Origin of the sequence: Arthrobacter sp. NicSoilC5 (assembly GCF_019977395.1) — a bacterium.
Taxonomy (GTDB): Bacteria; Actinomycetota; Actinomycetes; order Actinomycetales; family Micrococcaceae; genus Arthrobacter.
Map to the genome: position 1 here is coordinate 964,107 of NZ_AP024660.1, position 26,993 is coordinate 991,099.

26 protein-coding genes and 2 pseudogenes are annotated in these 26,993 nt (G+C 58.9%); 22 read left to right on the top strand and 6 right to left on the bottom strand.

Annotated features, from left to right (window positions below; genetic code table 11):
* Positions 1–258: 258 nt before the first annotated feature.
* A complete protein-coding gene (locus LDO22_RS04430) occupies positions 259–2,091 on the bottom strand; it encodes a hypothetical protein (protein WP_224026237.1) in 1,833 nt (610 codons plus the stop codon).
* Positions 2,092–2,880: 789 nt separating this feature from the next.
* Between LDO22_RS04430 and LDO22_RS04435 the strand changes: the two genes are divergently transcribed.
* On the top strand, positions 2,881–3,918 hold the full coding sequence (locus tag LDO22_RS04435; RefSeq protein WP_224026238.1) for a hypothetical protein: 1,038 nt from the start codon (positions 2,881–2,883) through the stop codon (positions 3,916–3,918).
* 1,314 nt (positions 3,919–5,232) lie between these two features.
* Here LDO22_RS04435 and LDO22_RS04440 read toward each other — a convergent pair.
* The gene (locus LDO22_RS04440; RefSeq protein WP_224026239.1) at positions 5,233–5,445 is read right to left on the bottom strand and encodes a nitrogen fixation protein NifZ; all 213 of its coding nucleotides are present in this window, start codon (positions 5,443–5,445) and stop codon (positions 5,233–5,235) included.
* Between the two features lie 898 nt (positions 5,446–6,343).
* Here LDO22_RS04440 and LDO22_RS04445 point away from each other — a divergent pair.
* Complete coding sequence (locus tag LDO22_RS04445) at positions 6,344–6,892, top strand: hypothetical protein (RefSeq protein ID WP_224026240.1); 549 nt, start codon at positions 6,344–6,346, stop codon at positions 6,890–6,892.
* Between the two features lie 394 nt (positions 6,893–7,286).
* On the top strand, positions 7,287–7,769 hold the full coding sequence (locus LDO22_RS04450) for a hypothetical protein (protein WP_224026241.1): 483 nt from the start codon (positions 7,287–7,289) through the stop codon (positions 7,767–7,769).
* 293 nt (positions 7,770–8,062) lie between these two features.
* Here LDO22_RS04450 and LDO22_RS04455 read toward each other — a convergent pair whose 3' ends face one another.
* Positions 8,063–8,677 carry an NYN domain-containing protein gene (locus LDO22_RS04455; protein ID WP_224026242.1) on the bottom strand — a complete coding sequence of 205 codons (615 nt, stop codon included), beginning with the start codon at positions 8,675–8,677 and terminating at the stop codon, positions 8,063–8,065.
* A 1,230-nt stretch (positions 8,678–9,907) separates the two neighbouring features.
* On the opposite strand from LDO22_RS04455, the gene LDO22_RS04460 reads away from it, so the two are divergent.
* The 4 genes from LDO22_RS04460 to LDO22_RS04475 all read left to right on the top strand — a co-directional run bounded on the left by LDO22_RS04460 (position 9,908) and on the right by LDO22_RS04475 (position 11,767).
* Complete coding sequence (locus tag LDO22_RS04460) at positions 9,908–10,423, top strand: DUF3761 domain-containing protein (RefSeq protein WP_224026243.1); 516 nt, start codon at positions 9,908–9,910, stop codon at positions 10,421–10,423.
* Between the two features lie 64 nt (positions 10,424–10,487).
* Positions 10,488–11,123, top strand: a complete 636-nt coding sequence (locus LDO22_RS04465) for a hypothetical protein (protein WP_224026244.1) — start codon at positions 10,488–10,490, stop codon at positions 11,121–11,123.
* 159 nt (positions 11,124–11,282) lie between these two features.
* Positions 11,283–11,537: a hypothetical protein gene (locus LDO22_RS04470; RefSeq protein ID WP_224026245.1), complete on the top strand. Its 255-nt coding sequence runs from the start codon at positions 11,283–11,285 to the stop codon at positions 11,535–11,537.
* Positions 11,538–11,545: 8 nt separating this feature from the next.
* Complete coding sequence (locus LDO22_RS04475) at positions 11,546–11,767, top strand: hypothetical protein (protein ID WP_224026246.1); 222 nt, start codon at positions 11,546–11,548, stop codon at positions 11,765–11,767.
* 253 nt (positions 11,768–12,020) lie between these two features.
* Here the strand turns inward: LDO22_RS04475 and LDO22_RS04480 are convergent, their stop codons facing one another.
* On the bottom strand, positions 12,021–12,401 hold the full coding sequence (locus LDO22_RS04480; RefSeq protein WP_224026247.1) for an STAS/SEC14 domain-containing protein: 381 nt from the start codon (positions 12,399–12,401) through the stop codon (positions 12,021–12,023).
* A 150-nt stretch (positions 12,402–12,551) separates the two neighbouring features.
* Between LDO22_RS04480 and LDO22_RS04485 the strand changes: the two genes are divergently transcribed.
* The 4 genes from LDO22_RS04485 (at position 12,552) to LDO22_RS04500 (ending at position 15,550) form a co-directional block, all read left to right on the top strand.
* The gene (locus LDO22_RS04485; RefSeq protein ID WP_224026248.1) at positions 12,552–12,719 is read left to right on the top strand and encodes a hypothetical protein; all 168 of its coding nucleotides are present in this window, start codon (positions 12,552–12,554) and stop codon (positions 12,717–12,719) included.
* A gap of 16 nt (positions 12,720–12,735) precedes the next feature.
* Positions 12,736–13,398 carry a helicase associated domain-containing protein gene (locus LDO22_RS04490; RefSeq protein ID WP_224026249.1) on the top strand — a complete coding sequence of 221 codons (663 nt, stop codon included), beginning with the start codon at positions 12,736–12,738 and terminating at the stop codon, positions 13,396–13,398.
* A 408-nt stretch (positions 13,399–13,806) separates the two neighbouring features.
* Positions 13,807–14,766, top strand: coding sequence for a serine hydrolase domain-containing protein (locus tag LDO22_RS04495; RefSeq protein ID WP_263422193.1), 960 nt, complete (start codon positions 13,807–13,809; stop codon positions 14,764–14,766).
* 580 nt (positions 14,767–15,346) lie between these two features.
* On the top strand, positions 15,347–15,550 hold the full coding sequence (locus LDO22_RS04500; RefSeq protein WP_224026250.1) for a hypothetical protein: 204 nt from the start codon (positions 15,347–15,349) through the stop codon (positions 15,548–15,550).
* A gap of 41 nt (positions 15,551–15,591) precedes the next feature.
* On the opposite strand, the gene LDO22_RS04505 is transcribed toward LDO22_RS04500, so the two are convergent.
* Positions 15,592–15,816: a hypothetical protein gene (locus LDO22_RS04505; protein ID WP_224026251.1), complete on the bottom strand. Its 225-nt coding sequence runs from the start codon at positions 15,814–15,816 to the stop codon at positions 15,592–15,594.
* 3 nt (positions 15,817–15,819) lie between these two features.
* On the opposite strand from LDO22_RS04505, the gene LDO22_RS04510 reads away from it, so the two are divergent.
* From LDO22_RS04510 to LDO22_RS04545, 8 genes are all read left to right on the top strand, one after another.
* On the top strand, positions 15,820–16,710 hold the full coding sequence (locus tag LDO22_RS04510) for a metallophosphoesterase (RefSeq protein ID WP_224026252.1): 891 nt from the start codon (positions 15,820–15,822) through the stop codon (positions 16,708–16,710).
* A 561-nt stretch (positions 16,711–17,271) separates the two neighbouring features.
* The gene (locus LDO22_RS04515; RefSeq protein ID WP_224026253.1) at positions 17,272–17,589 is read left to right on the top strand and encodes a hypothetical protein; all 318 of its coding nucleotides are present in this window, start codon (positions 17,272–17,274) and stop codon (positions 17,587–17,589) included.
* 230 nt (positions 17,590–17,819) lie between these two features.
* Positions 17,820–18,053: a hypothetical protein gene (locus tag LDO22_RS04520; protein WP_224026254.1), complete on the top strand. Its 234-nt coding sequence runs from the start codon at positions 17,820–17,822 to the stop codon at positions 18,051–18,053.
* A gap of 64 nt (positions 18,054–18,117) precedes the next feature.
* Complete coding sequence (locus LDO22_RS04525; protein ID WP_224026255.1) at positions 18,118–18,726, top strand: hypothetical protein; 609 nt, start codon at positions 18,118–18,120, stop codon at positions 18,724–18,726.
* 124 nt (positions 18,727–18,850) lie between these two features.
* Positions 18,851–19,144: a hypothetical protein gene (locus LDO22_RS04530; protein ID WP_224026256.1), complete on the top strand. Its 294-nt coding sequence runs from the start codon at positions 18,851–18,853 to the stop codon at positions 19,142–19,144.
* 110 nt (positions 19,145–19,254) lie between these two features.
* Entirely contained in the window at positions 19,255–19,533 is a 279-nt protein-coding gene (locus LDO22_RS04535; protein ID WP_224027160.1) for a DUF4913 domain-containing protein, read from the top strand.
* Positions 19,534–19,971: 438 nt separating this feature from the next.
* Entirely contained in the window at positions 19,972–21,843 is a 1,872-nt protein-coding gene (locus LDO22_RS04540; protein WP_224026257.1) for a carboxypeptidase-like regulatory domain-containing protein, read from the top strand.
* 6 nt (positions 21,844–21,849) lie between these two features.
* The gene (locus tag LDO22_RS04545; RefSeq protein ID WP_224026258.1) at positions 21,850–26,004 is read left to right on the top strand and encodes an RHS repeat-associated core domain-containing protein; all 4,155 of its coding nucleotides are present in this window, start codon (positions 21,850–21,852) and stop codon (positions 26,002–26,004) included.
* Here LDO22_RS04545 and LDO22_RS04550 read toward each other — a convergent pair.
* Positions 25,999–26,250 (bottom strand): annotated as a pseudogene (locus LDO22_RS04550) (helix-turn-helix domain-containing protein); the annotation flags it as partial. The gene LDO22_RS04545 and the pseudogene LDO22_RS04550 sit on opposite strands and share 6 nt — an antisense overlap.
* Between LDO22_RS04550 and LDO22_RS04555 the strand changes: the two are divergent.
* From LDO22_RS04555 to LDO22_RS04565, 3 genes and pseudogenes are all read left to right on the top strand, one after another.
* Positions 26,246–26,368, top strand: a pseudogene (locus tag LDO22_RS04555) (ATP-binding protein); the annotation flags it as partial. The pseudogenes LDO22_RS04550 and LDO22_RS04555 overlap by 5 nt on opposite strands.
* Positions 26,351–26,791, top strand: coding sequence for a hypothetical protein (locus tag LDO22_RS04560; protein ID WP_224027161.1), 441 nt, complete (start codon positions 26,351–26,353; stop codon positions 26,789–26,791). The pseudogene LDO22_RS04555 and the gene LDO22_RS04560, both read left to right, overlap by 18 nt.
* Positions 26,791–26,970 (top strand): hypothetical protein, encoded by a 180-nt coding sequence (locus LDO22_RS04565; RefSeq protein WP_224027162.1) that lies wholly within the window; start codon positions 26,791–26,793, stop codon positions 26,968–26,970. Before LDO22_RS04560 ends, LDO22_RS04565 begins: the two co-directional genes overlap by 1 nt.
* Positions 26,971–26,993: the final 23 nt, after the last annotated feature.

Here is a 26,993-nt window from a genome sequence, read left to right on the forward strand (position 1 = left end):
GCTCCAGGTGGCACCGTTCTTCTTGCTTTTGGGATAACTCGCACCGAGAATGACAAGTCCGTCCAAGCTAGCTCACTCAAGGGTGCATGCGACGCTCGTGGACGGCGGAACAGTCGGATAGCCCTTTGTCAGACCAAACTCAGCTTCTCGCTATTGGATTGTGAAGCTGCGGGCTATCATTGCACTTGTGGACGGGGTGTGTAGTCTGAGCATGTCTCTAACCCATAAAGGGGGATAAAGGACGCAGCCCCGTTCCACTTATTCCGCTCGCAGGTATGTATGCGCTGGTATCCTATTGGCGAGGGCACGTAACCTGCAATCTGCGTAAAGGTCTAGGGAATCTCGAAGACAGTCAATGTGATCCTGACCAGGGCGTCCGACGTAATCCCCCGACGGGCCGTCCACATTCCAGTAGTATGTATGGGCGAAGCCCAGAATTCCGGCTTTCCTTGCCTGTACGGGACGGTCCGAAACCCAGCGACCGAAGAACTGTTGCAAAGGCCCTCCGACCGGATCTCCTCCTATGAAACCGTGTGTAGGGAAATACAGGTTGGTCCAACGAGTAAATGCAAATAGAGCACCATGATCCGGGACAATAGAACTGCCGTGCGTGGTGCCATCTGTTGACAAATGCGCCAAGACGTAGCTGAGGGGGCGCCCCCTATTTCCTTGCGACTGTGGCGGACAGGTCGGAAACAATCGGCTTTCTATCAGCGCAGAGAAGTCTTTGCTGCTGTTCGCCATTAGGTACGGACCGTGTGTTAGAGGTGAGCCCATGGTTACCAAGTCCGTTACCAGCCACGGCTTGGTGTTTATCCGAAGTTCCTGCCATGCCGCAACCTGGAGCTTGCGAGCGTCATCGATCGACAAGTCCTCCCGTTGCTTCTGGAGCGCGTCTTCGACCGCCGTGAGCGCGTGGTAGCAACGGTCATCAGGTTTTGCATCCTGTAAGCGGATTCTGTTCCAAGCGAAAGTGAGTATGTCGTATGCGATGGCGCTGCCAAGACTATGAGCCGCGATGACAATCCTCTGATAATCACCTGATTCGTGTAGCCGCTCTAGCAGGCGGACGCCTGCTTCACGAATTTCCTGGCGATGTGCAACATTTTCCGGCTTCGGCTGGAAGTAGCGTGCCGCATCGCCCAAGAAACCCGTGAACAACCTCATGCCGGCTGGCCTGAAAAGCTTCCATATAATCCCGACGACTGCCACTACTGCTGCTGCCACACCCCCACCCACCGCCGCTGCCGTTGGGTCCCGAACCGCAGACCACAATGCCAAGCCTAGGACAACAAGCACCGCAATGGACGCAAGAATCCGCGCAATCCATACATACACGCCCAATAGCGGCGGTACATCACGCCGCATCACCAGGCTCCTCATCCATGCCAACACCTGTTCTATAGTGCTGTCTACGATGAGATGGGCCCAGTACAACTCGTAGACGTGAGTCGTGGGCATGCCTTCCCGGCCTTCAGTCCCAGCCACAGCCGGGATCGTGACTTTTCTCATTTCAAACGATCCCGATAGAGTGTCCTGCTTCACCCACCGACTGCCCCTCGTCGCACCCCCAAACACCGCATCTACGAAATCCAGGAGCGTCTGTCCCGGCTGCTGTTCGCCTATGCCATGAATCACTATCACCGCTTGCTTGGGAGAATTCCGTCGACGCCGGATTTCTTCGATAATTCTCACGAGTCGATTGAGAGCCCCCTGCCAAAACGCCAGACTTTTCCTGACATCCATCGCGGTTTCGATTTGTCCTACCGTTATGCGAACGACACTCAAATCTGCACTGCGACCCGACGCGATGGTAATGGTCAAGCATGTTCTTGCGCCTTCGGTTGTTATCGACGCCCCGTCATCCGTCTTTGTAATCCTGGTAACAAGGCTTTTGGCCAGCGAGCCGTCCGGCGCGGGCAGCGTGGTTAGCGCCCCCTTACGAAAAGGCATCTTGACGTCAGGACCGATCCATTTCTGGAGCATCTCTGGTCTGAACAGAAGATTGCTAAGCTCGGCACTCCCCATGTGAGGACTTGATGAAACACGCATCCTAAGTCCCGATACCCGGTTTGAAGCGAGGTGATTCATGTTTCCCCCAATACTGGTGGTGCCGGCGGAATCACCAGAGTAGGACGCGCCGCGTCATCGGTCTAGAGGGGCTGGCAGCCCGACGAGTAGCATAGCCGTTTCAAACGTAAATGTGGCGGAGTCCAGCTGGCCGTTATCGGGACAGCCTGTCTATGTGCTGCCTCCCTTCCGGCTACATCGCTTGTGCAAGCGGCAGCAGATCGAGAGAGTACAACTCTGGTGCCGACGCTCCGATTCGACATCCGATCAGGAAAACGGGTTCGGCCCGGAAGAACTCGAATCTGCAGAGCAGCGGGACGGCGCCTTGAAGAACATTCAGTACGGCGAGATCGCCGAGATGCTGAAGTTAATCCTCCCCGTGTCTTAACCAACGCCGAGATGCTGAAGTTAATCCTCCCTGTGTCTTAACCAACGAGGAATGGCGGCCCTGCCATCCGAGACAGGGCCACCATCTTTTGCCTAAGCCTCTGGTTCTGGCCGCATAGCGGAAAGGCTGTGACGTTCCCCGGTCCGCTCGATTAATAGGACCGCAATTCTTCCTTAAGCGGATTCCGTGGACAGCCTGTGCCCTTCAGCTGGGGGCGCATGCCGTACCCCTCGGCAAACATTCCGTCGCCAGGTAAATTACCCCTGCTCCAGTAGGGGTAATCATAGGTTCAGAACACATCCCTGACTTGTCGTCAGACGCTTAGGGTCACCCTAATCGTGATAGGGGGCAAGTGCCCCTTGAACACAGCCCTTCAGCCAGCCTAACCTCTTCCCACAACTAGTCTCCATTGGGGTAGCGGTATGGACAGCATCATTCACGAGCTGGGGAGACATCGCGCCGAGAAATACCTTTGCGACAAATATCTTCGCGATGGGATCGTAGGGCGCCTACTGGCGGTCGGCCTCGTCTTGATCCTCGCGATACAGGTCAGCGCATGTAATGGCGGGGGTGGAGGCTCCGGTGGTGGCCAAGGCGACGTGCAGCAGGCGCCCCAGGACTACAGCGGTAGCGGGTCACGTGGTAGCGCTCCCGCGCCAGCGCCGTACGTCCCTCCGCCGCCTGTAACCACGGCTGCCGCGGTACTCCCTGACACCGGCTGCGATGCCAAGTGGCCGCGTAGGGTGCGCCCAAATGCTCAAACTGCAGGGGAACTTAAATACGTCGATCTCATTATTGCTTGCGTGAACGACTCAACGGGGTCGCTGTCATTGACTAATAACAGCGACATGGTCTGGGTGTTTCAATCGACCCCTCCCGTGACCCTGTCTCAAGAAAAGGCGGCGCCTGAAGTCACGGCATTTCATGAAATGGCCGTAGCCACAAGGCTGTACGCATACAGCTTCATGGCACCAACGGAGACAATAAGTGTCAGTTCCCCACCAAGTACGTTCGAATGGGTCATCAACCCTGATCTCAGCCTTGCCTGGACTCTGCAAAGTTTTGCTCTGAAGCAGGTCGAAAAGAAAGCGGTGGCCGCCGCTAGAACGTACTTGACATCCGGGTCACCTGTTCGCCAAGCCATCTGGGATTGCAGCAAAGCTGTCTATGACGCCTCAATGAAGGTGCCAAAAGTCCTTTCCTCACAATATGACCCAGCCGAACTGCTGAAGGAAGGGCTGGGTATGACGAAATCATCAGTGACATGCGCGCAGTCCTGGAAAACCGCGGCACAAAGAGCCGCTGAAGCCGCCACCCCGATGCCCCCCTATGCCCAGTTGACCACAGAGGCAGAAACCGCGTTAAAAGGGGGCGGGGAGCTCGCACAAAAGTCTACGGGCCTACTGGAGGGGCTGGCGGCAACCGCGACGAAGTTCTGTAAGTTCAGCTCCCGCTGCTAGCGCGGGGCACGACAGCCCAGCCGGGCTGAAGATGTACGAGCCGGTTAAGGAGCTGCAGCTGCAGGACGGCCACGTCCCTAGGTGGACGACGGTGTACCGCATGGGCCCGTCCACCCAGGAATAGATCCCGGTGTACTCCTCGACGAACAACCCGTCACCGAGCAGGCCCCGCTCCTCGAGCAGGTCGTAGACAGGATTCCAGGCGAGATCCATCAGTTCATGGATGGCTGCTTCGACTGTTGGAGCCGTCATACCTCCATGGTGCGCCCGGGCATCCACGGTCGGCGGAAGGGGGCCGGGCGTGTACTTGATGCGTCCGGCGAAAGGTCGAGAGCTATTCCGGCCGGCGGCTGCAAACTTCTCGATGCCAGTACCTGGCGTCCTCGCTTCCGGTGCGGAGAATGGAATCGGCCTGCCACGGTGCTGGCCAGAATTGGAGAAGGTAGTTATCCACCGTGCCCTCGGCGAACTCCCATAGCCGCCCTTCATCCCGGCCTTTTCGCCTGTAAACTAACAATTCGGCTGATGTCCCCCGCTGAAGCCATGGGTGTGCGAGCAGCCAAGTTGTAAGCCCAAACTCTGCTGGCAAGGGGTCGGCCTAGAGAAACCAGGACGCGGATTCGCTTTGGCGCGCCGGCCTGGCTGCTCGCGGCGTACCCTCGGCAACGAGGACATACTACTTACGGTGCTGCAGCCGGAAGCTCTCGCGGCAGCACCTGTCCGCCATAATTTCAACTTCCGGAGCCGCTGAAGTACGCCCCCTTGTTCAGCGTAGATGCTCCTTGCGTCGGGATGCCGCAATACAGTCTCGGTTGCGCGGTGGCTGAAAGCGAGTGGTCGGACGTTGATCAGAACTCGTTGACGTCGTGCAGAAGATGCCGTTGCTCGCGAATGAAGGTGGGATCTGTCATGTTGGTGCGCTACTCATGAGCAAGCTTCTACCGAACCTAACGAGGGGCTCAGAGGGGGGAGACATCTGAACCGTTTCCCCAACTGCCCCCACTGATGTTTATGTGCGGCGGCGTATGGGTCGTTCTGGGGTGCGGCGGAGGCGTGTTACTGCTGCCGAAGCCAACTCGCGCTTGTCCCGTTTCCGTTCGGGTGTTCGGGGCGGTTGACCTGCACGGTGGCGTACCGCAGGCAGGGGCCCACTCACCGCCAGTTCCTTGATTCGCAGGTAATGGGCATGCTTTTACCTACGGGACCGCGGAGGAGCCCCTCAAGATCCGTAATCGACTTCGACCTCAGACCAACCACTTTTTTCTATGTCGAAAACTGTTCCAGAGTGTTTACGTTGTCAGTTAATAAGTACGCTCAGCCCGGTGTGATCTGGTCCTCTGCAACTGCTTCGACGAGTACAGGGTAGCCATCAGCAGCTTCCGACGGTACGAAAGCGACGACGTAGGATTTGCCCCAACTACCGTTGGCGCTGACGACCACACCCCTATCTCCGCGTTTGACGATTGTCTTGCCTTGGTTTTTGATGTCTGAATGGGCGATGACCCTGTCCTTGGCTTTGAGCGGCATCAGAGCCTCCTGAGTTGGATGATTTGGTAGGTGAACACTACCGTGGTCGAGCTCCGCGGAACAGGCAACCATAGCTCTGATTGGCAACGACTTTGTTCTGTTCCCAGGCAGCCGAGCGGCGACAAACGCGGAGCAAATTAGAACGATTGTCGCCCGCCATGAGAACGAAGTCGACCCCTGGCATTTCTAGTGAATTCAAACTTTCCGGTTGGCGCCTGGCACTTGAGACCTATCCGCCGTACATGGCAGTCAACCGGGCAAGTGGTAATGCAACGTCCGGCAATCCCGGCGACTTGTCACCACTAACTTAGCCGACCGCGTGAAACGCCCCTTCATGTCTACCGTAAAGGAAGCTTCGAGGTGGACAATCGAGGCATTAGGTGAAGGATCCCATTGCCGTGCATGAGAAATGGTAGGGGGCACGAAGAGGAGATATAGTCCGTCGATCGGCTGGCAAGACCGTTGACCGCGGGGATGGGACGGCGCACACTCGACTAAGAGGTGGCGTGTGAAGCTGCATCTTTACCAGCCGAGACACAACGAACCAAACCAGGAGGATGCGCCTTTGTACCCCGCTATTCTCGTTCGTCACAGGAAGGAAAGCGCCGAATCGGTTAAAAGAACTACTGGTTCGAAACGCCCTCGTCGCACTGGTTTACGAGGTGACTTTCTGGTTATACAGGTTAGACACGCATCCGGCAGAATGGCCAAGTTACTATGGTCAATGGGAATGCGAGGAATTGGAAATCCTACATTCGGTTCCACTGAAGATCCCTCGTGGCTGGGCCAAGTAAAAAAAGTGCAACACCTAGTTCAGGTTGTCCCCCTTAGCGCATCCAGCGCATCGGCGCTTCAAAAGGGAAAGTTTCCGAACATACATAAGAATGCAGGGAATCAAATGAGAGTCAAGGACTATCCGGTCAATGAGCGGCATGGGCGCGTTATAACCTTTGCCAGCGGCGAGTATATTCAGTGCGAACAGGGCGTGGAGGCGGTTGGTCTTGTTTGGACCAGCGCACTGCCATTCGCTACCGTCTTGTCCAAAATGCTGACGCTCACCAAAGGGAAAGTCCGCTTCACTAATGGGTTCGCCGTCATAAGTGACGACGAGTTGATCGAGGGTAGCTACTCGCATACTCTAGCGGCAGTAGACCAACGACCGCAGGACGTTTCGTTCTTCCGTCTGGAATCTGATAATTTTGCATTTTCTTGGCGATCAGACATAGGCCGGATTGACATCGGCCAAATCCGAGTTCATGAATGCTCGGTAGTCACCTCAGTTCTGGACGATAACTTGAATTCTTCGCTCGTTCACGAGCTAGCTACCGAGGGCCTTGGTGCGGGCGAGATCGACGTTCTCGCGAACTTTGAGGAACTCGTCTCAACCTATCCACATGAGGCGCTAACTGCGGCAAGGGAACGTCCAGACGGCGAGTCTAGCCGGTGAAGCGCTTGAAGCACTGGAAAATTCGCCCAGTGAAGAGCACTCTCGAAGTATTTCTGAAGTCGAGCTACGACCAAAAGAATGCTCTCCATCACCTCGTTGCGCTTCCCTTGGTTATCAGGTCACAAAAGACAGACATACTAAGCACCCATGCTGATAGTCGCCTTACCTACGACGGCACCGGCTCGCCTGACTCGTGGAAGACCGGCTTCGAAGTCGATGGCAACACGACGCGCGTCCGTCCAATACGGGACCACGCAGTCCTCTACCATGATTCGACGGGATGTCAAACCTCCAGGACCCACCAACTGAAAATTGAGACCACCTGCACTCCGAATAACGGTGGGCCTCCTGACGTCGAAGCCGGAGTGTTTCAGTTCGATTGTAAAGCACCGTAATGGACCCCATCAGGCTGGCGGCTGCTAGCCCCTTTTTTGTGTCTGTTTTTATAATTCTCGGCGCTTGGGGCGGCCAAAAAATCTCGATTTATTCTCTTCGCAAGTACCTGTCCTCCGAAGAAGTTAAGACCTCGCCAAAGGCGGCCCCACTTACTGTCAGGGAGTGCCTTACTACTAAACTCACCAGCGGATTTATAATTTCGCGAGTCGAAAAATCGTTCGTTGAAGCAAGCTCATTTGTGGCTGCATTTGGTATGTTCATCGTTTTTGCAGGCCTAACACTTTCGGGTTTGGCTCCGTTTCGTCCGCTGTTATACATCGCAGGCGGGGTGTGTTCCTTCATTTTCTTTGCAATCCTTTACACCATGGACATTACCCGGTACCGACGATCATTCTTGGTACGCTGGAAACTCATTGACCTCATTCAGGCCACGTTCTACAGTGTGCTCGGCGTAGCTGCTTTGATGGGGTTCTTGTCCTAAGCGAAGTAAGTTCGCCTATCTACTAGGGCGCCCTAATTCTGTCCTTCCATTAGGAAGGTTTTGTCTTTTGATCTGGTAGGGCGGCGAAAAGGAGAATCGTGATGGCCGTGCAGTGGCGCAGGCGGGTGAGAATCCAACAGTGCTGCTTAGGATTTCGCCGTCTATCTCTGTTAACTAAAGGCGCAGTAGTGGGTTGATCGTTTCCCGGCGACTCGCGGGTCGCTTAGCATCCTCCGCAAGAGAGGCATCTTCAAGATACGAAACTCGCACAAACCGCGAAAGGACAACGAAAGCTATAGGTCTGCAGCGCTAAAATCTCGGCAAGCCAAAAAGTCGTCTTCCTTCAGGAAGTGACAGTACGGCAGACGACGTGGTGGCCTTTGGCGGAGGCCCTCAGCGAACCAAAGGGGTTTGGACCCTTGCCAGCAGGCTATCTCAATGCGGGGCTCTGTACCGTAGAAGGCAAGCTCCAGGGCGGGCATCACATCTGTATCGCCTGTGAACACGATGGCAACATCGAACTCGCCTCTGATTGCCCCGCCGACGATGGCTATTGCTAATGCCACGTCGATCCCCTTCTCGCGCGCGACAAAGCGATTCGAGACATCGGCGTCAAAGTCGTAGCGCAGGTCTCGACGGATTACTCGGACGCGCGGGTCCTGTTCCCAGGCTGTCTTTTGAATATCGTTAGCGCTGGCCGCCTCAGGTTGGTGAGCGGGAACTGGCCGCCCTCGGAACACGAGCACCTGCGCAAGCTCACTCAGCGGCCGCCTCATGCCGACAAGCCGCCCGGCTAACGCCCGAGGATCTACGACAGTTTCGTACTTTTGCTCGCCTAATCGAGAGTAGAGACCGTGGCCAACGCGGTGAACGTTCTCGTAGTCGAAGAAAACAGCCACTTGCTGCATAGACCCTCATTCTGGGTAAAAAAAGCCCCACCAATCCGTTAGGACGGTGGGGAGTAATACAAAGAAACTAGTCGCGGAGGAGAACGAAGTCAAATTGGTTACGCGTCAGTTCGCTCTGAGCGCAGATCCCCTTCGACACAGCTGCAGCCGTCTCCGTGCCGACACTCGTTGGGTCCGGGAACTCATGGTTATGGCCGATTCCGAAGTTCGTGGCTCCACGGGTCACGCCGTCTCAGCGGTCAACGACACTGCCCTGGACGTTGCCTCAGCAGCTGCTGCGGGCCGAAAAGCTCTAAGCGCTTTGCCAGGCTTCGTCCGAGGTGATGCCCTTGCTTCGGCGCCGCTCACAGCGGCCGCCCCGGACCGCATGGCAGTCTACGATCGGCGGGCTCAGACGGGTCTGGAAATGCTTGGGCTACCCCTGTCCGCCGCAAGGGGGCGGTACGGGAGGTACATGAACATCGTCTTTGGACTGGCCTCCGAGGCCGAACGTCGTGGTCACCCCTGGTCTCCCCGTCAGGTGGACCTGGCCCTGTTTGCCTTGGGCGGTCAAAAGAAGATCAGCTAAGACGGTTAAACCTGCATGGTCTTGCCGCTCATCTGTGGCATCGGCTTTGCATGGCTTCGGGCAGGGTGCCAGGAAACGAATCATCGGGGAATGATAAAACTGATTCGACGTGCGCTGCTCGCCGGGCTCCTGGTGTCGGTACTTCCTGGCTGCACGCACACATACGCTGGACGGGGCCATGAAAGCATTCCCGCGCCTGGGCCTGGTCCTGTTGACAGTAATTCCGCTGGTCCCGCCCGGCAGACCCCGGGTACTTGCTCCAGACGTCGGTAGAACGGCGCGGAAACGGCTGTCTGGCGTTCAGTCCTATTACCTATGCTTTGGTTTTGAGACGGTCCCCGGCTCTCCTTCGGTCATTCCACTCCGCAGTTTGTGAGAACTCGGGCGACATATTCGATCCGTCACCACCGTCTATCTGATAATTACTGGTGAATGGCCCTTGGGGCCTCGGACTTTGGGGGACTATGAAGCGCGCCGGACGATTTGGCAATGTGGCCATGCTGGCTGCGGCGGTTGTTTTAGGGTCTGCTGGCTGTGTTCAGCAAGTTTCGGCAACTTCGTCGTCAGCACCCACACCCCGGCCTATCGTGAGCACGCCGGCACCTGCACCTGCGCCACCGTCTATCCCGTCAAAGCCAGCTCCAAAATCGGCGGAGGAAATAGTGACCAGTATCGTGCTCACCCAGTCGAAACAACTGGGAGCCCCACTGGATGAGACTGAATGGAAAAGTCTCAGCTCAACGATCTGCTCCAACCTCACCGCTGGCGGTTCTGGTCTATTTCTCTCGCAGAGTGCCGCCGCTCTTCCAGAAAGCAAGCAATGGGCGCTGACCGACCTATACCTCGAGGGTGCCACGGAGGGGAAGTGTCTGGGGTCTAAGAAACCGCCAGCCCCGCAGGGCAACTATTACGGCTCCGACATTGGATGGAACATCATCTACGCGACCGGTGCGGACTTGGGGCGTGTGGACCTGGAGTACCGGAACAGCCTTATGCGGTATGAGGAAGAACTTGTCACCTACGGCAGACGCTACAACGTAGACGTGTCCCTCCGCCTTGCGGCCGTAGATGCCTACCTGCAAGGTGGGTCGGGGAATTCAGCAGTGTGCGCTGATGGGTGGGTTTCCTCAAGTGGCGGCAAACAGGGCGCCTGCTCGCACCACGGCGGTCTCCAGTGACATCGCCTCTCATTTGTTAACCCCGGAAACGGTCCCCCGCGCGTGGCCATTAGCCGGGGTCTGCGTGATGGTCGTCGCGGTGGGCGTGCTGATCTTCGGTCTGTCGCGGGTGCCGGCAATCAACCTGCTGCCCGGCTACACCGCCGCCTACCTGCTGGTCGGCGTCTGCATCTTCGGCCCGCTGGGGGTGTGGCTGTCGCTGCGGCAGGCCGTGGCGTTCCTGCTGCCAGGCGCTCTGCTCGTTCCCCTGGCATTACTGAACCTGGGCTTCTGGGCCGGCGGCTGGCTGCTCGGTTTGCCGGCCTGGGGACTGCTGCTGAGCCGGTGGACGTCTGGAAACCCGCTCCGGCCGATGCAGCTGCTGAAGTTCCTGGGCCTGCTGGTGGTGGGCCTGGTGATCTTCACCTTCAATGCCATCTATCCGATTCCCAGCCTTGGCCTGTTCGTGTTGCCGGTCATTCCCCTCGTTCGATTGGCGTACCCGGAGCGCCGGCTGCAGGCGGCGGTGGAGCTTCTCCTGAGTATCGCCACGGTCTGGATTGCCTTCGCCATCCCCACCCCTGAAGGGGCATGGTCCTCACCTTGGACCCACGCCGGCGGGGCCGCGACGGTGGGTCTGATGATCTCGTATTGGGCCCGGGAGTCGCCGGGCCGTCACCAAGGCCGCAGTTCGGTAACGGGGCCGTCGTCTAGGCCCTGAGCTCTTGCCGCCCTGATGCGGCGGGCGGAAACTTGCCCTACCGCGTTATGCAGGCAGCACGGTAGTCACCCAGAGCCGGGGCACCATGACCAACGCTGACCTTAGCCCAGCTTCCAATCTTCCGCTGGTGCATCCGAGCCCTCTTCAGACAGTCCCGTCATGAGCACAGCCCAGACGGTGTCGCTGATCTTCGTTGTTGCCTTCGTGTGGATCGGCCTGACCTTGCTTGTCCTCCTGACGCTGCGCCGCCGAAGGAAAGGGTCGTCAGTGGTTGCCACGGCCCCACCACCCCCCGACCCCAGCAGCTCCAGGCCGCACAGGCCATGGCGACGGGTCCCGTCCGTGACAGGGCAGATCCCCGTGCCGCGGCGCCGGCTGAGGCTTCAAAGAATCCGCCGTCCGCACCAGAGCTAGGGAGAGTCATGGATACCGGGACCATCCTCGGGTACGCCGCGGGCTACATCGCAGCCATGGGAGGAGCGTTCCTCCTGTACCTGCCGGTCATCGTTTTGCTCGTTGCACTGCTGATCGCTGGCGGCTTGTTAGAGCTACTTCTGCTGCCGTTCATCGCCCTGTTCAGGAGGCTCCGCCGACGCGCGGCACCGGACATGGACCCGTCCTGGCTCCTCGACCGCAGGAGATAACTGGCCTTGCCGGCCCACCTTCCAGCCTCATCCTCCACTGGCACACAGGTGTGGCCGATCGCGGACTCTTCAGCCTGACCCGAAGGAGTGGCGAGACAGCCACAAACACCCAATCACCTCGACGACCGAACTATCAGCCTGCTTATGATGTTCTTAGCCGAAGGGGATCGGCTTGGGGACATGGGAAAGCGAAAGGCGCGCTCTGCGAACGGGGCGCGCCTTTCCTGTGCCTTCAGAGGGCGGTGCAGACCCGCTAGGCAGGTGGCTCTCCTGTGGTCTCCAGCAGCCACGCCATGGCCTGCTCCTCGGAGGTGAAGTATTTGATCGGGAACCCGGCAGGCACCAGGGGCAGGCGGAACATCGCGATCACCCGATCAACAGGCGAGTTGCCCAGCAGCGCCATGCGCGAAATGAGGGATGGGGCCGGGAAGACTTTTCGCGCGGCCGCCGAGTGCGTGACACCCTGTATTTCGACCAGCATCGGCAGTCTGGCACCCTTGCCCAGGATGGTGATGGCTTCAATGGCGGCGTTGGCCACGTCGATGCCGATGTTCACCCCTCGCTTCCACCGCAGAGGAAGAACCCCGTTGGACAACTCCATGGTGCCCTTGCCTTTGATGTCCACCTTGTTCATGCCATTCCTCATCTTCAGCCCCAAGCCAGACTCGACCGTAGCCCATCGCCTCCACTTCACGCGGTCCACGGCGCCCCTTGGAATGTCACGCTGCCTGCCCCTATCCGCTCCTCACGTAGCCTAGGGTCCAACGACTATTTGGGGGTAGCAGTGTTCAGTCTCAGTCCAGCCTTTGGCATTCTCGGCATCCTGTACGCAGTCTTCACGCTCGTCGTTGCCGGCCTGGCGGTGTACGCACTGGTGCTGGTCATCATCTTCCTGCGGCTGCGGATCGCCGAACTGAAGCGGGCCGCGAATCCTGAAGGGCCGCAGCCATGAGCCCGGCATCTGGCTGATGACCCAGGTCAAGCGGTCGGCGCCCAACCCGGAGTGGGTGCTGATGTACCGCAAGGGCATCCCCGCCCCGAAGATCGCCGCCGGCGCAGGCGTCGCTGCTTCCGTGGTCCGCTACCACCTGGCCATCGCCGCCCGGCAGGAGCCGGGCCTGCGTGAGGAGTACCAGGCGGCCCTGCCCGCGCCGCCGCCGCGGGTGACCGATGCGGGCAGGCGGAACCTGGCTGCCGTCCTGGCGTTCTATCAGGCCGAGGGCCGGCTGCCGGTCAATGGCCGGTCACCGCAGGAGTCGGCCCTGGCGGGGTGGCTGACCCGCCGGCGGCGGGAGGCCGCGGAGGGCGGCCTCTCCCCCGTCTATGCCCAGGCCCTGGACACGATCCCGGGCTGGCGGGACTACCCCACGAAGCGGGACGCCGACGCGGCCCGGTGGCAGCAGCGCCTGGTCGAGGTCGCCGCGTGGCTGGCCGGCGGGAACGACTGGCCCCGGCACAACAAGACCGAGGACCAGGAGGAGCGCACCCTGGGCGTGTGGCTGCACACCCAGCGCATCGACTACCGGGCCGGGAAGCTCACCGCGGCCAAGGAGAAGCAGCTGAACGATGTCATCCCCGGCTGGCGGCAGGGCCGGGCGCGGCGGAGCGGGAACAGCCGGCATACCGCTTAGGGGGCGAGCCCGCGTGCGGCAATGCGTGGCTGGGTCGCCAACAGAAATCAGGCCAGTGGGTTGAACCTTCCGTGCCACGAGGGCCAATCGTAAGATTGAGCTGCTGGGACGGCGGTGCCATCGCAGGTCTGGCCGGATGGGGTGCCGCAGGCGGCCACAACCTGTCACGTCGTCCCGAGCGGATGCGGCAATGAGCACGAAGAATTGCGTTTGGTATCGGGCAGCCCTCGCCGTCGTTTTCCTTTTGGCAGGCTGTACCTATTCCAACGATCAGTCCGCACCGTCATCAAGCTCTCCGAGCGCCTTCGCACTCTTGGAACATCAGGTTCAGCTGTTCCTTGTGAGGGCGCGGTCGCCGCCGTTGTTCAGATCCGCTGGCCCGAGGGCGAGTGGTCGAAGGCCTACGGTATGAGGGATCTTGAGACCAGGACGCCGGCGCAGCCCACGGACCGGATCCAGATTGCCAGTGTCACCAAAACGATGACGGCCGTGGCGGTGATGAAGCTCGTTGAGGACCACCTCATCGGCTTCGACGATCCCGTCAATGATGTGATACCCGGGTTCACGTCGGTCCTCAAGCCGTCGGCGCCGATTACCGTCAGGCAGCTGCTCAGCCATACGTCCGGCATGCCCGAGGTCAACGATGCTGCGTCAAAAGATGTTGACTTCCGCCCTGCGTTCTTCTCGCAGAAGCTCACAATGGAGAGTGGTTTGGAGTTGGCCGGGACTCTCCCCTGGCCCGCAGCCAGCGTCGGAACTTTCAAATACTCGAATACGAACTACCTCGCCCTCGGCCTCCTGCTACAGAAACTGCGGCACAAGCCGTACGACCAGGTCATGCAGGAGCAGGTCTTTGAACCCCTTGGATTGAAAAACACGAGCCTGAAACCGGTAGACCTCGCCTCGCCTGGACTTCTGCACGGCTATGCAACCATCCGGGGTGAACGGGTCGACGTCACAGATAACACCGCCTGGGCGGGTAACCCGGCCGGAGGGGCAAGCTCCACGGTCGAAGACGTGAACCTCTTCATGGCCGCCCTCTTCACCGGCCGGGAGGTCTCGTCGGCGTCGCTGAAGGAAATGAAGACCAGCCCTGGTTTCGCACCCTACGGGTTGGGCATGTGGCAGCATGCGGACGGCTGCTCGAAAGAGTCGAGATACGAGGGCCTGGGCTCGCTCTGGGGCCACCAAACGACAGCCGTCAGCAGCGCTGACGGCCGTTACCAGGCAACGATGACCGTGACAGCCCCACCGCTGCCGACCGGACTCGAGGACCCAGCCGCTGAAGGAAAGCGCAGTGACCTTAACGGCCGGATGGAGTCGACTCTCAACGAGGCCCTGGACCGCATCTGCAAACCAGCCAACTGACAACACATGCCGCCGAGTGAGATGGATGTGGGGCACCCCTGGCATCGAGGACTGATGGCCGCTCGACGAAGAAGGCCGGCGGTCTAACCCCCGCCTCCTCCGACTGGTTCTACCCAGCCACTGAAATTCCGCTTCCCCTCTGGCGCTCATCATCGTCTTTTCCGCAGCGGAGACAGCGCTTATACAGGCTGCCGTCCTCGGCGTGTTCGGCGTGCCACTTATGGCTGATATTCAGCTTGCACAACAGGGCCCCAAACATGGCCTTCTCCGATCGGTGCCCTGTGCCGCTCCGGCAATTTAATGATGGCCCTGGTTTCGCCCGGGCGGAAGCAGGAACTGCTGGTCCTCGATCCCTTGTCAGGACCAGCAGGAGTATGCCTCAGCCAGGAGGCGTGAAGAAACCGTCGGGTGGTCGACGCTGGCCGGGTCACTGGTCCGCCGCCGAAGGAAAGCATCTGCAGGCACCCTCTGCCCCGCCTACGACACCGCCCTGGATGCGATGACACGGCGGTGGACACTACGCCCGTGGCCACGGGACAATGAGGACAACCATCCGCCGGGGCCATCTGGAGGAGGACCGATGTGCGCAGCACCCCACCTAGGACGGCACGAAGCTGAAAAGTCCCCTGAAGCTGAACGCCAGAAGCGCGTGGACCCCGACGAACGGGCCATACAGATCGCCGCCGCCCAGCTCCGGCTCGTCACGGACCGGCGCTTGGGCAAACAGACTCCGGAGTGGGTCAAGCAGCTGGCGGCCGAGAAGCCGCACCCACGCGCGTCCTGAGGACGCACGACACCTTTCACTGCCCGGGGCGGGGCGTCTCCTTACTCAGGCAGGGTGAAAAAGCTCTTCGGATCGTCCGCACCGAGCAGGTCGTGATGGAAGACGATGGCGTCCAGCGGCCGGGTGTCCACGAACAGGACCGCCACCTCCCGGGAGTGGACCACGGTGTACCGGGTCAGGCCTTCCACCCAGGAATGGATCCCGGTGTACTCCTCGACGAACAACCCGCCCCCAGCAGGCCCCGCTGCTCGAGCAGGCGTCTTCACCCCATGCATGGTCCAACTGACCGTAACCGGTGTAGATCACCTGGTCCAACAGCACGCGCTCCACAGCCACAGCGTAACTGCTGTCACCTACCGGTCAGAGAAACCCGGCGTTCCCATTTCGGCACCTTCGGGGACTGGCATGGCGCATCCGGCTGGGCTCTGACAGCCATTCGTTCAGCAGCACGCGAAGGTGTCCGCACTGCCATCCACGTTGGGGACTTCGGTCTTGACTGGCCGGGCGCCAAGCGGGGGCGTTACGAGGCAAAACTCAACAAGTACCTGATGGACTTGGGGGTCACGCTCGTCGTCTCCGGTGGCAACCACGACAACTGGGACACGATTGAGAAGCTCGTCGTCGAAGATGACGGCCTAGCAACCATCCGATCAAACATACAGGTACTACCCCGTGGCGGCAGAACCGTCATCGATGGCCTTATCATCGGCGGCCTGGGCGGCGCGTTCAGCGTCGACTACCAGTACAGGGTCGAGGGGAAGGACTGGTGGCCGAATGAGGAACCCACCCGTCAAGAAGCTGAAGCCCTCATCGCCGGGGGCCCCGTCGACATCCTGATAACCCACGATGCACCTGAAGGCGTTCCGCTGAAGGGAGACTTTCAACTCAGCGAGGAACTAACTGAGAAGGCGAACAAGACCCGCAGGCTTCTGAGAGAAGTAGTCGATGCGCTGGCCGTGCCTCATCTGTTTTGCGGCCACTGGCATCAGCGGCGAATTCACGAATTGAGCCATCCCACTGGAATGGTCACGAGGGTAGACGTACTCAACATGGAAAACTCACGTCATGGTAACGGAGTGCTCGTCTGGCCTGGCAAGGCTCCGCTTCGGATTGAACCGCTCGAAATCAGGGACCTGCAGGTACCTGCTTCTTCGCGATAACTGACCTAAAGTAAGCTGCATGGACGCGGCCGAATGGGCGCACGAACTGGCCTACTGCTTGCGCGTTGGCCTAGGAACACCTTCCTTACTGACAATCGCGACGTGTGCCGGGCCCGCTGCTAGCAGGGAAGTTATAGAAACGGCCAAACGAGTGGTCGGGGAGGCCGGATGGCCGCTCTATGAGCTTGTCGCTCGCGAGGTAGCCCCTGATCCGTCACTTCTGCGCGAAAGCGGCTTCCTAATCCTTCGGGACGTTCGGCAACCGTTAGCCCCAGCCGTCCCGGTTCTCATTGGCGCTCACCAACCAAATATCAGTCGGGGCCTGCCCGTGGGTCTCCTCATCGTCGGGTCTCCTGCCGGAATTAAGGGCCTGCGGAGACATCCAGGATTAGGCTTTCTCAGCCGCGCCGAGTGGGTAGTACAGAACTAGCGTGGGACCAGCCTTCGGTAAACACAGCCCACTTGTCCTCGGCGCTACGAACTCGCAGGCATCAAGGCAGGGCACTCTTGGACTCCGCTGGCACCACGAACGGTGTCTGAGGCCGCGGCTACACTCTCACCATGGTGCAAGAGCTACGCAATGACGATGCGGGGCGCTACCTTGTGACCACTGCGACGGGCAGCCATTATCTGCTGGACCTGACAGCCAGGACAGTCCAACGTGTTATGGCCACCACCGCTTCCCTCATCGAGTATCTGGATGTGGGGTTTTCGCAGCTTCGCCGCGACGGGGAAACACTTGAACTGCTCATGCTTGAGTCTTGCAGCGTAGGCTCACCCGCACGGTACTGGCTCCAAATACGCGACGACCATATCGTGACGCTCCGAACCACCTCACCCGTGGTGGGCATCCTTGCCCTGGACCAATTGGAAGCCTGACCCCTGTAGCCACGCTAATACGCAAGCTCGATGCTCCACGCCAGACGCCCAACGCCCCATGCCAAGATTTTCTGATCTGACGTGCAATCCTGCAGCAGGTGCAGCTTATTCCTGGCGTTATCGCTACGAATGTGCAACGGCCCTTTGGAGCCAAACATTCACGCGAAGCGTTCGATCTAGATCTCCTGTGTTGCTGCCCGACCTAGACGTTCGGCTGGGCCGCTTCGGGTATGACCGAAGTTGTATGCCCCACGCGGCGGGTCGGTGGCGGCGCAACAAGTTTTGGCGTAGACATGATGCCTGTGAAGGCCGCTACGGAAATACAGAACACGCCCAGCACCAATCTCGCAGCATCGGATGTTCATCAAGTCATTTTCTCGGATCCGAATGGCGTGAAGATGGAGGCGGTCAGTGACGCACAGGTCCAGACGGCCCTTGTGACGCCCGCCTTCTCACATCGCTGACTGAGCCCGGACAAGTGGGCTACCTGCGGTGATCAAAGTCGACGTCGTGTGAGAGGCTCAGCCCATGACAAAACCTGATGCAACAGCGCCCTTTTTGAATGAGCACACCTGGAGCCTCCTCCGCCAGGCATATGCCGACTTTCACTCCGAGGCGTCAGCGGTCTACGACGAGGTTCTTATTGAGGTGTCGGACCGTATCCGCAGTTCGGGGTCGATCGGCAAGGCCGACATCGGGGCGTTGCTCTTCTGGAAGCGTCTCCGCGCCGACACCCGGTGGGTCCGGGAACTCATGGTTATGGCCGATTCCGAAGTACGCGACACTACGGGTCGCGCCGTCTCAGCGGTCAACGACACTGCCCTGGACGTTGCCTCAGCAGCTGCTGAAGGCCGAAAAGCTCTTAGCCCTTTGCCAGGCTTCGTCCGCGGTGATGCCTTTGCCTCGGCGCTGCTCACAGCGGCCGCCCCGGACCGCATGGCGGTCTACGATCGGCGGGCCCAAACGGGCCTAGAAAAGCTTGGGCTTTCGCTCTCCGCTGCAAGCGGTCGGTACGGGAGGTACATGACCATCGTCGTTGGGCTGGCGTCCGAGGCCGAACGTCGTGGGCACCGTTGGTCTCCCCGTCAGGTGGACCTGGCCCTGTTTGCTTTGGGCGGTCAAACGAGGATCAGCTAAAGACTTTTCAAACCACACGGTATTGGTGCTCAATGACGGGCCATCGCCTAGGTTCTAGGCGGGAGACCCCACAAGCATCACTGACGTCTGATCTTGAGGCAGTAACCGGCCGGTCCCGGGATCCGTGTGCGAGCTACAGGCCTCCAGGCGTGGGCAGCGGCGCAACCGCAACGTCGACGGCGGATTCGACCTCGCATCATTCCCCCGCGGCCGCGCCATCATGTTCGCCTCCGGCGCCCCCGCGGCGCTGCTCGAAACCGTGCCATGGATGGGCGGCAAGCACGACAGCGAAATCCGGGCATCCATCGCAGCCCACGATCCCTCCAAGCGGCCAGTCACAGCGGCTACCGGTGCCACAGAAACGGTGAATCCGTGGGTCACCGTCGCAGCATCCAGCAGGGGTGCAGCCGATGAGTGACTTAGGCGAATGGGACGACGAGCCCGAGGTTTCCGGCGAAGCCTCCCGATCCCGAAAGCGGGGAGGTAGAAGTAGGAGAAGCTCGTGAACCGTAGCTTTTCTACGCTGACCTGGTCAGCTTCGTTCAAGAACACCTTGCCCCGTCCTACCGCCGGAGCCTCAGCGGAACAGACCGGACCTGGTGCCCGTCGTGGTGGAAACATGAAGAAGCCATCAGCCGGCTGGAAGCGTTGTGGCGGTCTTGGCAGTTCCTCCGCCTCGACGGCTCAACAGGGATGAGCATCTGGTGGCGTGACCACGCCGACCACCACATTGCGTCCTGCTTTCAGCCGACGGCCCCTTCAAAGGCTGCAAGCCCGTGGCAGCGGTCATGCAGCCAACAAGCTTAAACCCCTCCCGTGCGACGCTCCTCCAACAGGCTTGTTCTGACGGGGTATGGGTCCAGCCCGTCCAGCCCATAGCTTGGTGTCAGCCCTCCCCCACACAGGCCGGGTGCAGGCAGAAGCTGCCTACAGCCCAAACTGCCTGCCCTTACCCTTCGAAGGTCTATGAGCATCACTGACTTGCCAATTCAAAAACAATGGAGGAATATTCTTTCTATTCGCTACGTACCCATTAGGGACTGCCCATATGAACGACACCAAGGGTTCATGTCCTGGATGGCATATTTGACCTTCGATCTGGCACGCCTGCCGAGGTATAAAGAACCCCTGCAGCCGATCTGGGCCTCAATCGTGTGGGAGAGGGTGCGTCGCCCTCTGGGGCTGTTCCGAACCGCGCCTCCTCGAATCAAATTAATACGGTGAAAGTCATTGTAGGAGGCCCGCATGAGCCGTTGGCCAGGAAACCCGATAGCACGCATGAGGGTATACAATCGCCGCTTCGGGAGTGATTCTCACATCGACATTTCCGAAGCTGCCCCGCTGCAACAGGTAGTGAATGATGCTGCAATCGAGTTCCATATAGCGACAGAATTTCATGACCATCCGGCCTGGGACAACGGCCAGGGCTACTTCTCCGCATACCTCGACAAACTAACGACTGGTGGAACTTGGGAACAGGTCGACTACAACAACCACTTTCTGGGCGACGATGAGCACGACGGTGATTGGCACAAGACGCTGATCGTCTCCACCACGATGACCGATCCGGTTGAGCAATATCGGGTCCGGTTGCGTGCCAAGACAAGCAAAACGAGTAGGGGCACCAAGAAAACTGAGAAGGCCTACTTCCAGGCAATACAGGGGTCATCAGCTATTGGAGACTTCACTCTGGACTTCATACCTATGAGCATTGTCTATTGTCCACCTGGCCAGGACATGACAGCGTCGCTGCTGCAGTCCCTGTCATATGGAACCCGCTTTACAATCGGTGAGAGTTCCAGAATGCAAGCTCAGGGCGGCGTCCAGGCGAAGATCGACGTCCTTGGCCTCTTCAGTGAAGGGATTGGCACTTCTGACTCGCAGACCATGACTAATCAGTCCACAAGCGGAATCCAGCTTTCATACTTCCGTAACACTGTGTTGACAGCGGACAACCAGCGAGCCATTGGACGTGCATATTGGGGACCATTGAATGATATTTTTGTCATTCTCGTGAATCCATCTTTTGCTGCCAGTCGCAGGGCCGATGGCACAATTTTGTATTCGCTTCAGGAAATTAAACAAGTCCTTCTGGTTCCGGCCTACCGACTCCTCCGTCCAGATCGTGATCCTATCGCAGGGTCCATTCCGGGCGACGTGCGTCGTCAATTACTGGAGCTTGACCCTTTTCTGAAAAACCTGGATCAGTTTTTCCCCGATAAAGGGAAAGATCTTGCAGTTGCCAGTGACCCCTTTGCCGATCCATCCCCGAATAACCGTGCAGAACTAATAGGACGATGGTGGCTTGATAGTGGTACTGAACTGAACTACACCGTGGGAGAGAGTCAGCAACTGCTCTCAGACTCCGCCACCCAAACCACATTCTCAAGTACGGTAACCACCAACGCTTCAGTCGGGCCAAACCTCGATGGTCTGACAGCAGCGCTTGATCTTAGCGGAAGCAGCACTACGAGCATTGGCTACCAAACCTCGAAGGAAGCTGAGGGATCGTTCGCACAAACGGCGTCCTGCTTCCTCATGCACAACCAGAACGAACGCGACCTCGATGGCGTCGAAATCTACTATGACAAGATCTTCAGTACTTTCATGTTCCGGCGCGTACTAGCCCGACCCAGGGAGCCCGGTCTATGTGCGGGGGCGGTTGCGGGCAGGGTCTTTGACGTTGAGGGGCTGCCATTGCGTCGGCTTGCGGTAACACTGACTGATAACAAAGGAACAGTGCACGCGACGACGACCACGGTTCGGGGCGAGTACCACTTTGCCAACCTTTGCCCCGGGGACTATACGTTGGAGGCAGGGGACCGCCGAGCCAAACTGACCGTAAAAAAAATATCAACGTCCATAACTCCGGATCGAAAGGACCTCAGCCGCGTACGCCGCGTGCTAAATCTCTCCATCGCGCCCTTGTGGGAGGTAAGCGAAGCTCTAGGCATCTCATCGGATCAAGTCCAGTTGATCGGGTCCCAACTGCCCAAACTTGGCAACATGGCCGAACTAGCCACGCTCCTCGATGCGGATCCGAATCAGATGAAAGCCTGGTCGGCTCGAACCAAGGTGACTTGGCCTTCCTTCGTGCCGCCTGCCACCTCTGAGTGATGACCAATGCCTGTCATCAGTGCAACTAGGCTCGGTGTTCCCAGAGACGCTGCCAATGCCCCGATTGATGATCCTGTTCGCAAACATGGCCCCGAACTGTTAGGTGCAGGTGGCTGGACCCCGACAGGTCTGACAGCACTCGGTCATCAGCTTGCAATCAACGTCTGCACAGGCGGCCTGACAATTTCGGCAGTCGACACGACGATGCCATATCACGCACTACCTTTTCAGGCAGCAAGGAGTTATGACGCCCAAGAACAGCACGCCCAGGCTAGCTACCTACTTGCCCATCCCAACACCGACCCTCGTATTCACCTTTTCGCCAATTGGCAGTCCTCTCGAGAAGTGAACATAAGCCCGGTGTGGATGAGCGTTGTTCCCGAGCTGCTTGTGGCAGACGGCTCCGGCGGAAGCGCCCTCTATTACCGCATTCACCCCGACTTCGAGCTCAACACAACTGATGGTGCTAGTGTTCAGCACCGGCTGCGCGCTTACGGCATCCCTGGGCGGACTTTGAACGCGCTCGGCTACAAATACGAGCCGTACGACGGGATACTGCGAACCATTCAAGGTACTTTCTCTATCCTTAGTGGTGGCTACCGGGCCGAAACCTTTGTTGACGAAGCGGATGTGCGACTTTTCCGTTTTGAAGTCCCCTCCGGCGTTGCTTACAAATACTCATCAGAATTCGCATACCGGCAGCTCATCAACGAAAATGGTGAACGGGAGGTGACAGTCCCCGCGCTTGTCGTAAACGTCACCGACTCGCTAGGGCATAACGTTCAGTTCATCCCAATAGAGGCTCAACCCCCCTACCGCTCCTACCGACTAGTCGATGGTAACGGCCGGAGTCTGCGCTTCGAATTGAATGACCAGGTTGATTACCTAGACGGGAATCAGCCGGAAAGTCCGGTGTGCAGTCGCGTCATCACCCGCGTCATCGACGAAACAGGCGAGGCTCCCAACGATATTATCTATCGATATGACCGTGGCAAACTGGTTGAAGTCAGTTACCCTGGTCATGCTGGTGGCCCCCTGCGCTCCTATAGATACAGCTATGATGCCGCAGGTAATCTGACACGGATCTCAGATCCAGTGGGCGACTGGTTTGAAATTGAGTATCTAGAGGATTCGCTAGACCCCGACGAACAACTGATGTCGCGGCTAAAGGTCTCCAGGTTAGTAGACGCTGAGGGCAACGAGGCTCGATACGAATACGACCATGCGGCACAGACCGTGAGTGTGTTTATGGTCGGCGCAGCCGGTGACGCGAGGACCGTGTCGTATACATACACCGAGGATCTGACCGACACCCGTCAGCGGTACGTGACGGCACAAACCATGTCCGTCACAAGTGGCTATTCGGGCAACCAGCAAGTTCGGACAGAATGGCACTACAGCGCGAATGACCGATACCAAGTCAACAAAATTCTTGATCCTCTGGGCAACGCGACTGCCTTCGAATACAACGATTTCAACCAAGTCACCCGCATCGTTGACGCTGCAGATCACGCCAGAAATTATCGGTACGACGTACGCTCGGCACCAACTCCTCAGAACCCGAATTGCTATGATCTTTTGGAGGTTGCTGAAACGAACGTCGACGGCGATGGCGTGATGTTTCCAGTAAGGTCGAATGCGTCCTTCGACCGCTACGACGGGACCACAAGTCTCGACGTCGACGATACCGCCCAGAGCACTCATCGAATAGCAACGCAGACCAATGAACTTGGTGCAGTGTGGAGCTTCGGATACGACAATGTCGGCAGTTTTTCTCCTCTACTTCCGACAGAGACCACTGACCCCCTTGGGGGAGTGTTTACCCGCGTCTATGACCCAGCCGGAGCGCTCCTAGACCAAGTCGACGAGGAAGGAATCATCTGGCGACGTCGATATAACCCACGAGGACTACTAACGGCTCTGGTAGATCCCAACGGAAATGAGCGGACCTGGTCCTACGACCGAGGAACGCAATGGCTAACGGCGACAATGGATGCCCGTGGTGCGGCACCGGAGGACCCCGCCCACTCGGTTAGTTACAACTACGATGATGCGGGCCGGTGCGTGTCAGTAGTAGACCCTATGGGAAACAGAATTGAGTATGCATACTTCGCTAATCGCCGCGTCCGCTCTATTGCGAGAACAGCTCCCGTCGCAGAAAAGACCTCGTTTGCTTATGCGGCCGCAGGAGAACTGACTGAAATTACAGACACGCAGGGCAACACAACGTTCCTGCGCCTGGACGAAGCCGGACGGTATTACGAGACCTATCGACACGACTCCAACCACCCCTCCATTCGGATGCGCTTCGATCACGCTGGGCACGCAGTTGAGATGGTTGATCGCAATGGCAGAATAACGACCTTCGATTATGACCCTGTCGGGCGTCTGGTCGCACTCCACGAACCAGACTGGCCAGCCGATGCTCCAGCCAACGCTGGAAAGAAAATCGGGATTTCATATGATGCCCTCGGCCACCGTCTGCACCTAGAGGACAGTGAGTTACCCCGAATAAGCTCTTACAAGTACGACCCTGCCGGAAACCTTACTTCGGTTGTACCTCCCTTTGGTCCCACTCTGGTTTACACCTACGATGCCCGCAACGCAGTTGTAGGAGTACAGGACCAAGAAGGGGTTATCGACATCCAGCTTGATCGAGATGCCGCTGGAAACCTTATAAAAGTGACCGACTCCGCGTGGCGCGATCCTGCCCAGGAATTCCAATTCATCCGACGTGAGGGCGGGCTGGTAAACAATCTCTATCGCGTGGAGAATCCCTCAGGCATCGTCGCCCGCTTCGACTACAACGAAAACTATCAAATCACGCGTGTGGAAAACACGTTTGATGGAAACCCCGTGGCGATCTATGGATATGACTATCGGAATGACGGGCTCATTGGCGAAGCTACCGGTGATCACATCGGCCGCTACGGTTACGACGCCGCCAAACACCTAGTACAGGAGACAGACTCTGGCTACGAGGACGGATACGACGGCGCCGGTAACCGACTATGGCACGCGACCAACCCGCTGCCACCTGCCCAGCAGGACATGTATGACAACGACAACAAGCTAATTCGGAAGCCGGCAGCGGCTACCACTTACAGTTACGACATCAACGGCAACAATGTAGCGCGAAGAACTGACGGCGGAGGGGTTATCGAGTACCAGTACGATGGCGCCAACCGACTCCGGCGAGTTTTGAGCGGTGGAACGGAAACAGCCTATCGCTATGACCTCGACGGGCGCTTGCTGGAGAGGACTCGGCGGATTGACGGCGGAGCGATCGAAGTCGCACGTTATGTGTATATCAACGGATTCATTGGAGCTGAGATAGACACAAACAACAGCGTGCAGGTGTTGTATACCCGTTCAGACGCCGGCAGACTGCTTCGCCTGCGTGGAGATGCCCTGGATCCGCAACCGACCGGCCACCCACATTCTCTCTTTTACATTCAAGATGGACATGAAAGTACGTGCCGGCTTCTGGACTGGGACGGCGAAGTGCGATTATCTGTGGACTACGACGCCTGGGGAGTCGGCGATGACATCGGCACGGCACACGGTGATCTGTTTCGGTACCGCAGCAGTTTCGCGGACCGCGCGACAGGCCTCTTGAGGTTCGGCCGGCGTTGGTACGACCCCGTTCTAGGGCGCTGGATGTCTCAAGACCCAGCAATGGCAGAAGTACTAATGGGCTATCGTTCCCCAGAGCCGTTGATCACCAGCATCAAAAATCTGTACATCTACGCGGGCAATAATCCTCTGAACTTTATTGACCCAGCCGGCCTGAGCCCACAAGAGCAGGGGGGCTGGTGGGACTCGTTCGTAAACGGTATCCGTGGCCGTCTTCTTGCCGGGTGGATACGTGGACAGGAGGTGGAATGGCCGTCTGGCCGGCCCGACCCCACCGTGCCGGAAAAGGTAACTGAAGAAGCGCCGCCGGGTACGGAAGATGAAGTTAAGGACCGGCCCAAGCCACCGGAAGAGGAATCGCCCCCCTCGGGAGGTGGCCCGTTCCGCCGTACGGCCCCCAATAACGAGGGGGGAATTACGGCATGGGATGCCCTTCTCATTGCTGGCGCAGTCGTAGCAGCCGGCTTGGCAGGCCCTGAACTTGCACTTGCGGGCGCGGCGTGGAAGGCAGCAGAGGCTTTATGAGTCATAGGCAACTGGTCGCTTCAAAGGGGTGCATCCTCGGCTGGACGAAACGCTGACGCCAAACCGCTCAGCCGTTTCCTTCAGAGTCTTTCCTTCGTTGCGCAACTGCCGGGCGGTTCCCAGTTTCCCTGGCGTCATCGACCGCGGGCGGCCACCGAGCCGGCCCCGGGCTTTTGCTGCGGCCAGCCCGGCCTTTGTTCTTTCCGACAGCCGCGATCGTTCGTATTCGGCGAGGGAAGCAAACATGGACGACTTCACCGACGCCCAAGCAATCGCCGCGATCGAGCGGATCACCCGCGGCAACTTCCGGCTGCTTGAGCGGCTCTTCCCCCAGATCACCGTACTCATCGACGTCTCCTGGTTACTGCGGCGCGGTGATGAGACAGATCAGGAATGGGCCATGACCCACGCGACTTTCTTCAATTCGAGGCACGTCCCGATGAGTGCGAGCAAAGGCACGGAGCTGCTCTTCGGCGTCCAATTCCCCGACGGATCCAAAGCCAGCACCGGCAGCATCACATCACCGTTCATGCCGGAGGACCCGACCTACCGCCCGGACCCACCGGTCCTCTATCTTCAGAACCGAGGCGGCGGCGGAGGAGGTGACGAGCTCGGAGGGTCGGGAACCATCTGGATGTGGCCGCTGCCGCCGGCCGGCGACCTGCGCCTGGTCGCCCAGTGGACCGACATGGGCATCTCCGAATCCTCCATCACCCTGGACGGCACCCAGCTCCGCGAAGCAGCAGCCGGCGCCCAGAAGTACTGGCCGGAAGGAGCCCCGGCGTGATGGCCCTCAACACCCTCGTCTTGGCTGCGCTCTTCGCCGCGGTCTTCTTCTACGTCCTCTACGGCGTCATCCTCGCCGCCGTCCGTGACGGCATCCTCCAGGCAGATGAACGGCGGCAGAGCGCCGCCGTGGAGCACGCTCGTGACGAAAGTTTCGGCTCAACAGGACACGGGCGTTGAGCAGGCTGAACAGGGTTTGGTCG

What these genes read in the sequence shown, in the direction of transcription:
- LDO22_RS04430 (WP_224026237.1), bottom strand. Translation starts at nt 2,091, where the DNA reads ATGAATCACCTCGCTTCAAACCGGGTATCGGGACTTAGGATGCGTGTT.
- LDO22_RS04435 (WP_224026238.1), top strand. Translation starts at nt 2,881, where the DNA reads ATGGACAGCATCATTCACGAGCTGGGGAGACATCGCGCCGAGAAATAC.
- LDO22_RS04440 (WP_224026239.1), bottom strand. Translation starts at nt 5,445, where the DNA reads ATGCCGCTCAAAGCCAAGGACAGGGTCATCGCCCATTCAGACATCAAA.
- LDO22_RS04445 (WP_224026240.1), top strand. Translation starts at nt 6,344, where the DNA reads ATGAGAGTCAAGGACTATCCGGTCAATGAGCGGCATGGGCGCGTTATA.
- LDO22_RS04450 (WP_224026241.1), top strand. Translation starts at nt 7,287, where the DNA reads ATGGACCCCATCAGGCTGGCGGCTGCTAGCCCCTTTTTTGTGTCTGTT.
- LDO22_RS04455 (WP_224026242.1), bottom strand. Translation starts at nt 8,677, where the DNA reads ATGCAGCAAGTGGCTGTTTTCTTCGACTACGAGAACGTTCACCGCGTT.
- LDO22_RS04470 (WP_224026245.1), top strand. Translation starts at nt 11,283, where the DNA reads ATGAGCACAGCCCAGACGGTGTCGCTGATCTTCGTTGTTGCCTTCGTG.
- LDO22_RS04475 (WP_224026246.1), top strand. Translation starts at nt 11,546, where the DNA reads ATGGATACCGGGACCATCCTCGGGTACGCCGCGGGCTACATCGCAGCC.
- LDO22_RS04480 (WP_224026247.1), bottom strand. Translation starts at nt 12,401, where the DNA reads ATGAACAAGGTGGACATCAAAGGCAAGGGCACCATGGAGTTGTCCAAC.
- LDO22_RS04490 (WP_224026249.1), top strand. Translation starts at nt 12,736, where the DNA reads ATGACCCAGGTCAAGCGGTCGGCGCCCAACCCGGAGTGGGTGCTGATG.
- LDO22_RS04495 (WP_263422193.1), top strand. Translation starts at nt 13,807, where the DNA reads ATGAGGGATCTTGAGACCAGGACGCCGGCGCAGCCCACGGACCGGATC.
- LDO22_RS04500 (WP_224026250.1), top strand. Translation starts at nt 15,347, where the DNA reads ATGTGCGCAGCACCCCACCTAGGACGGCACGAAGCTGAAAAGTCCCCT.
- LDO22_RS04510 (WP_224026252.1), top strand. Translation starts at nt 15,820, where the DNA reads ATGCATGGTCCAACTGACCGTAACCGGTGTAGATCACCTGGTCCAACA.
- LDO22_RS04515 (WP_224026253.1), top strand. Translation starts at nt 17,272, where the DNA reads ATGGTGCAAGAGCTACGCAATGACGATGCGGGGCGCTACCTTGTGACC.
- LDO22_RS04520 (WP_224026254.1), top strand. Translation starts at nt 17,820, where the DNA reads ATGACCGAAGTTGTATGCCCCACGCGGCGGGTCGGTGGCGGCGCAACA.
- LDO22_RS04525 (WP_224026255.1), top strand. Translation starts at nt 18,118, where the DNA reads ATGACAAAACCTGATGCAACAGCGCCCTTTTTGAATGAGCACACCTGG.
- LDO22_RS04540 (WP_224026257.1), top strand. Translation starts at nt 19,972, where the DNA reads ATGAGCCGTTGGCCAGGAAACCCGATAGCACGCATGAGGGTATACAAT.
- LDO22_RS04545 (WP_224026258.1), top strand. Translation starts at nt 21,850, where the DNA reads ATGCCTGTCATCAGTGCAACTAGGCTCGGTGTTCCCAGAGACGCTGCC.
- LDO22_RS04565 (WP_224027162.1), top strand. Translation starts at nt 26,791, where the DNA reads ATGGCCCTCAACACCCTCGTCTTGGCTGCGCTCTTCGCCGCGGTCTTC.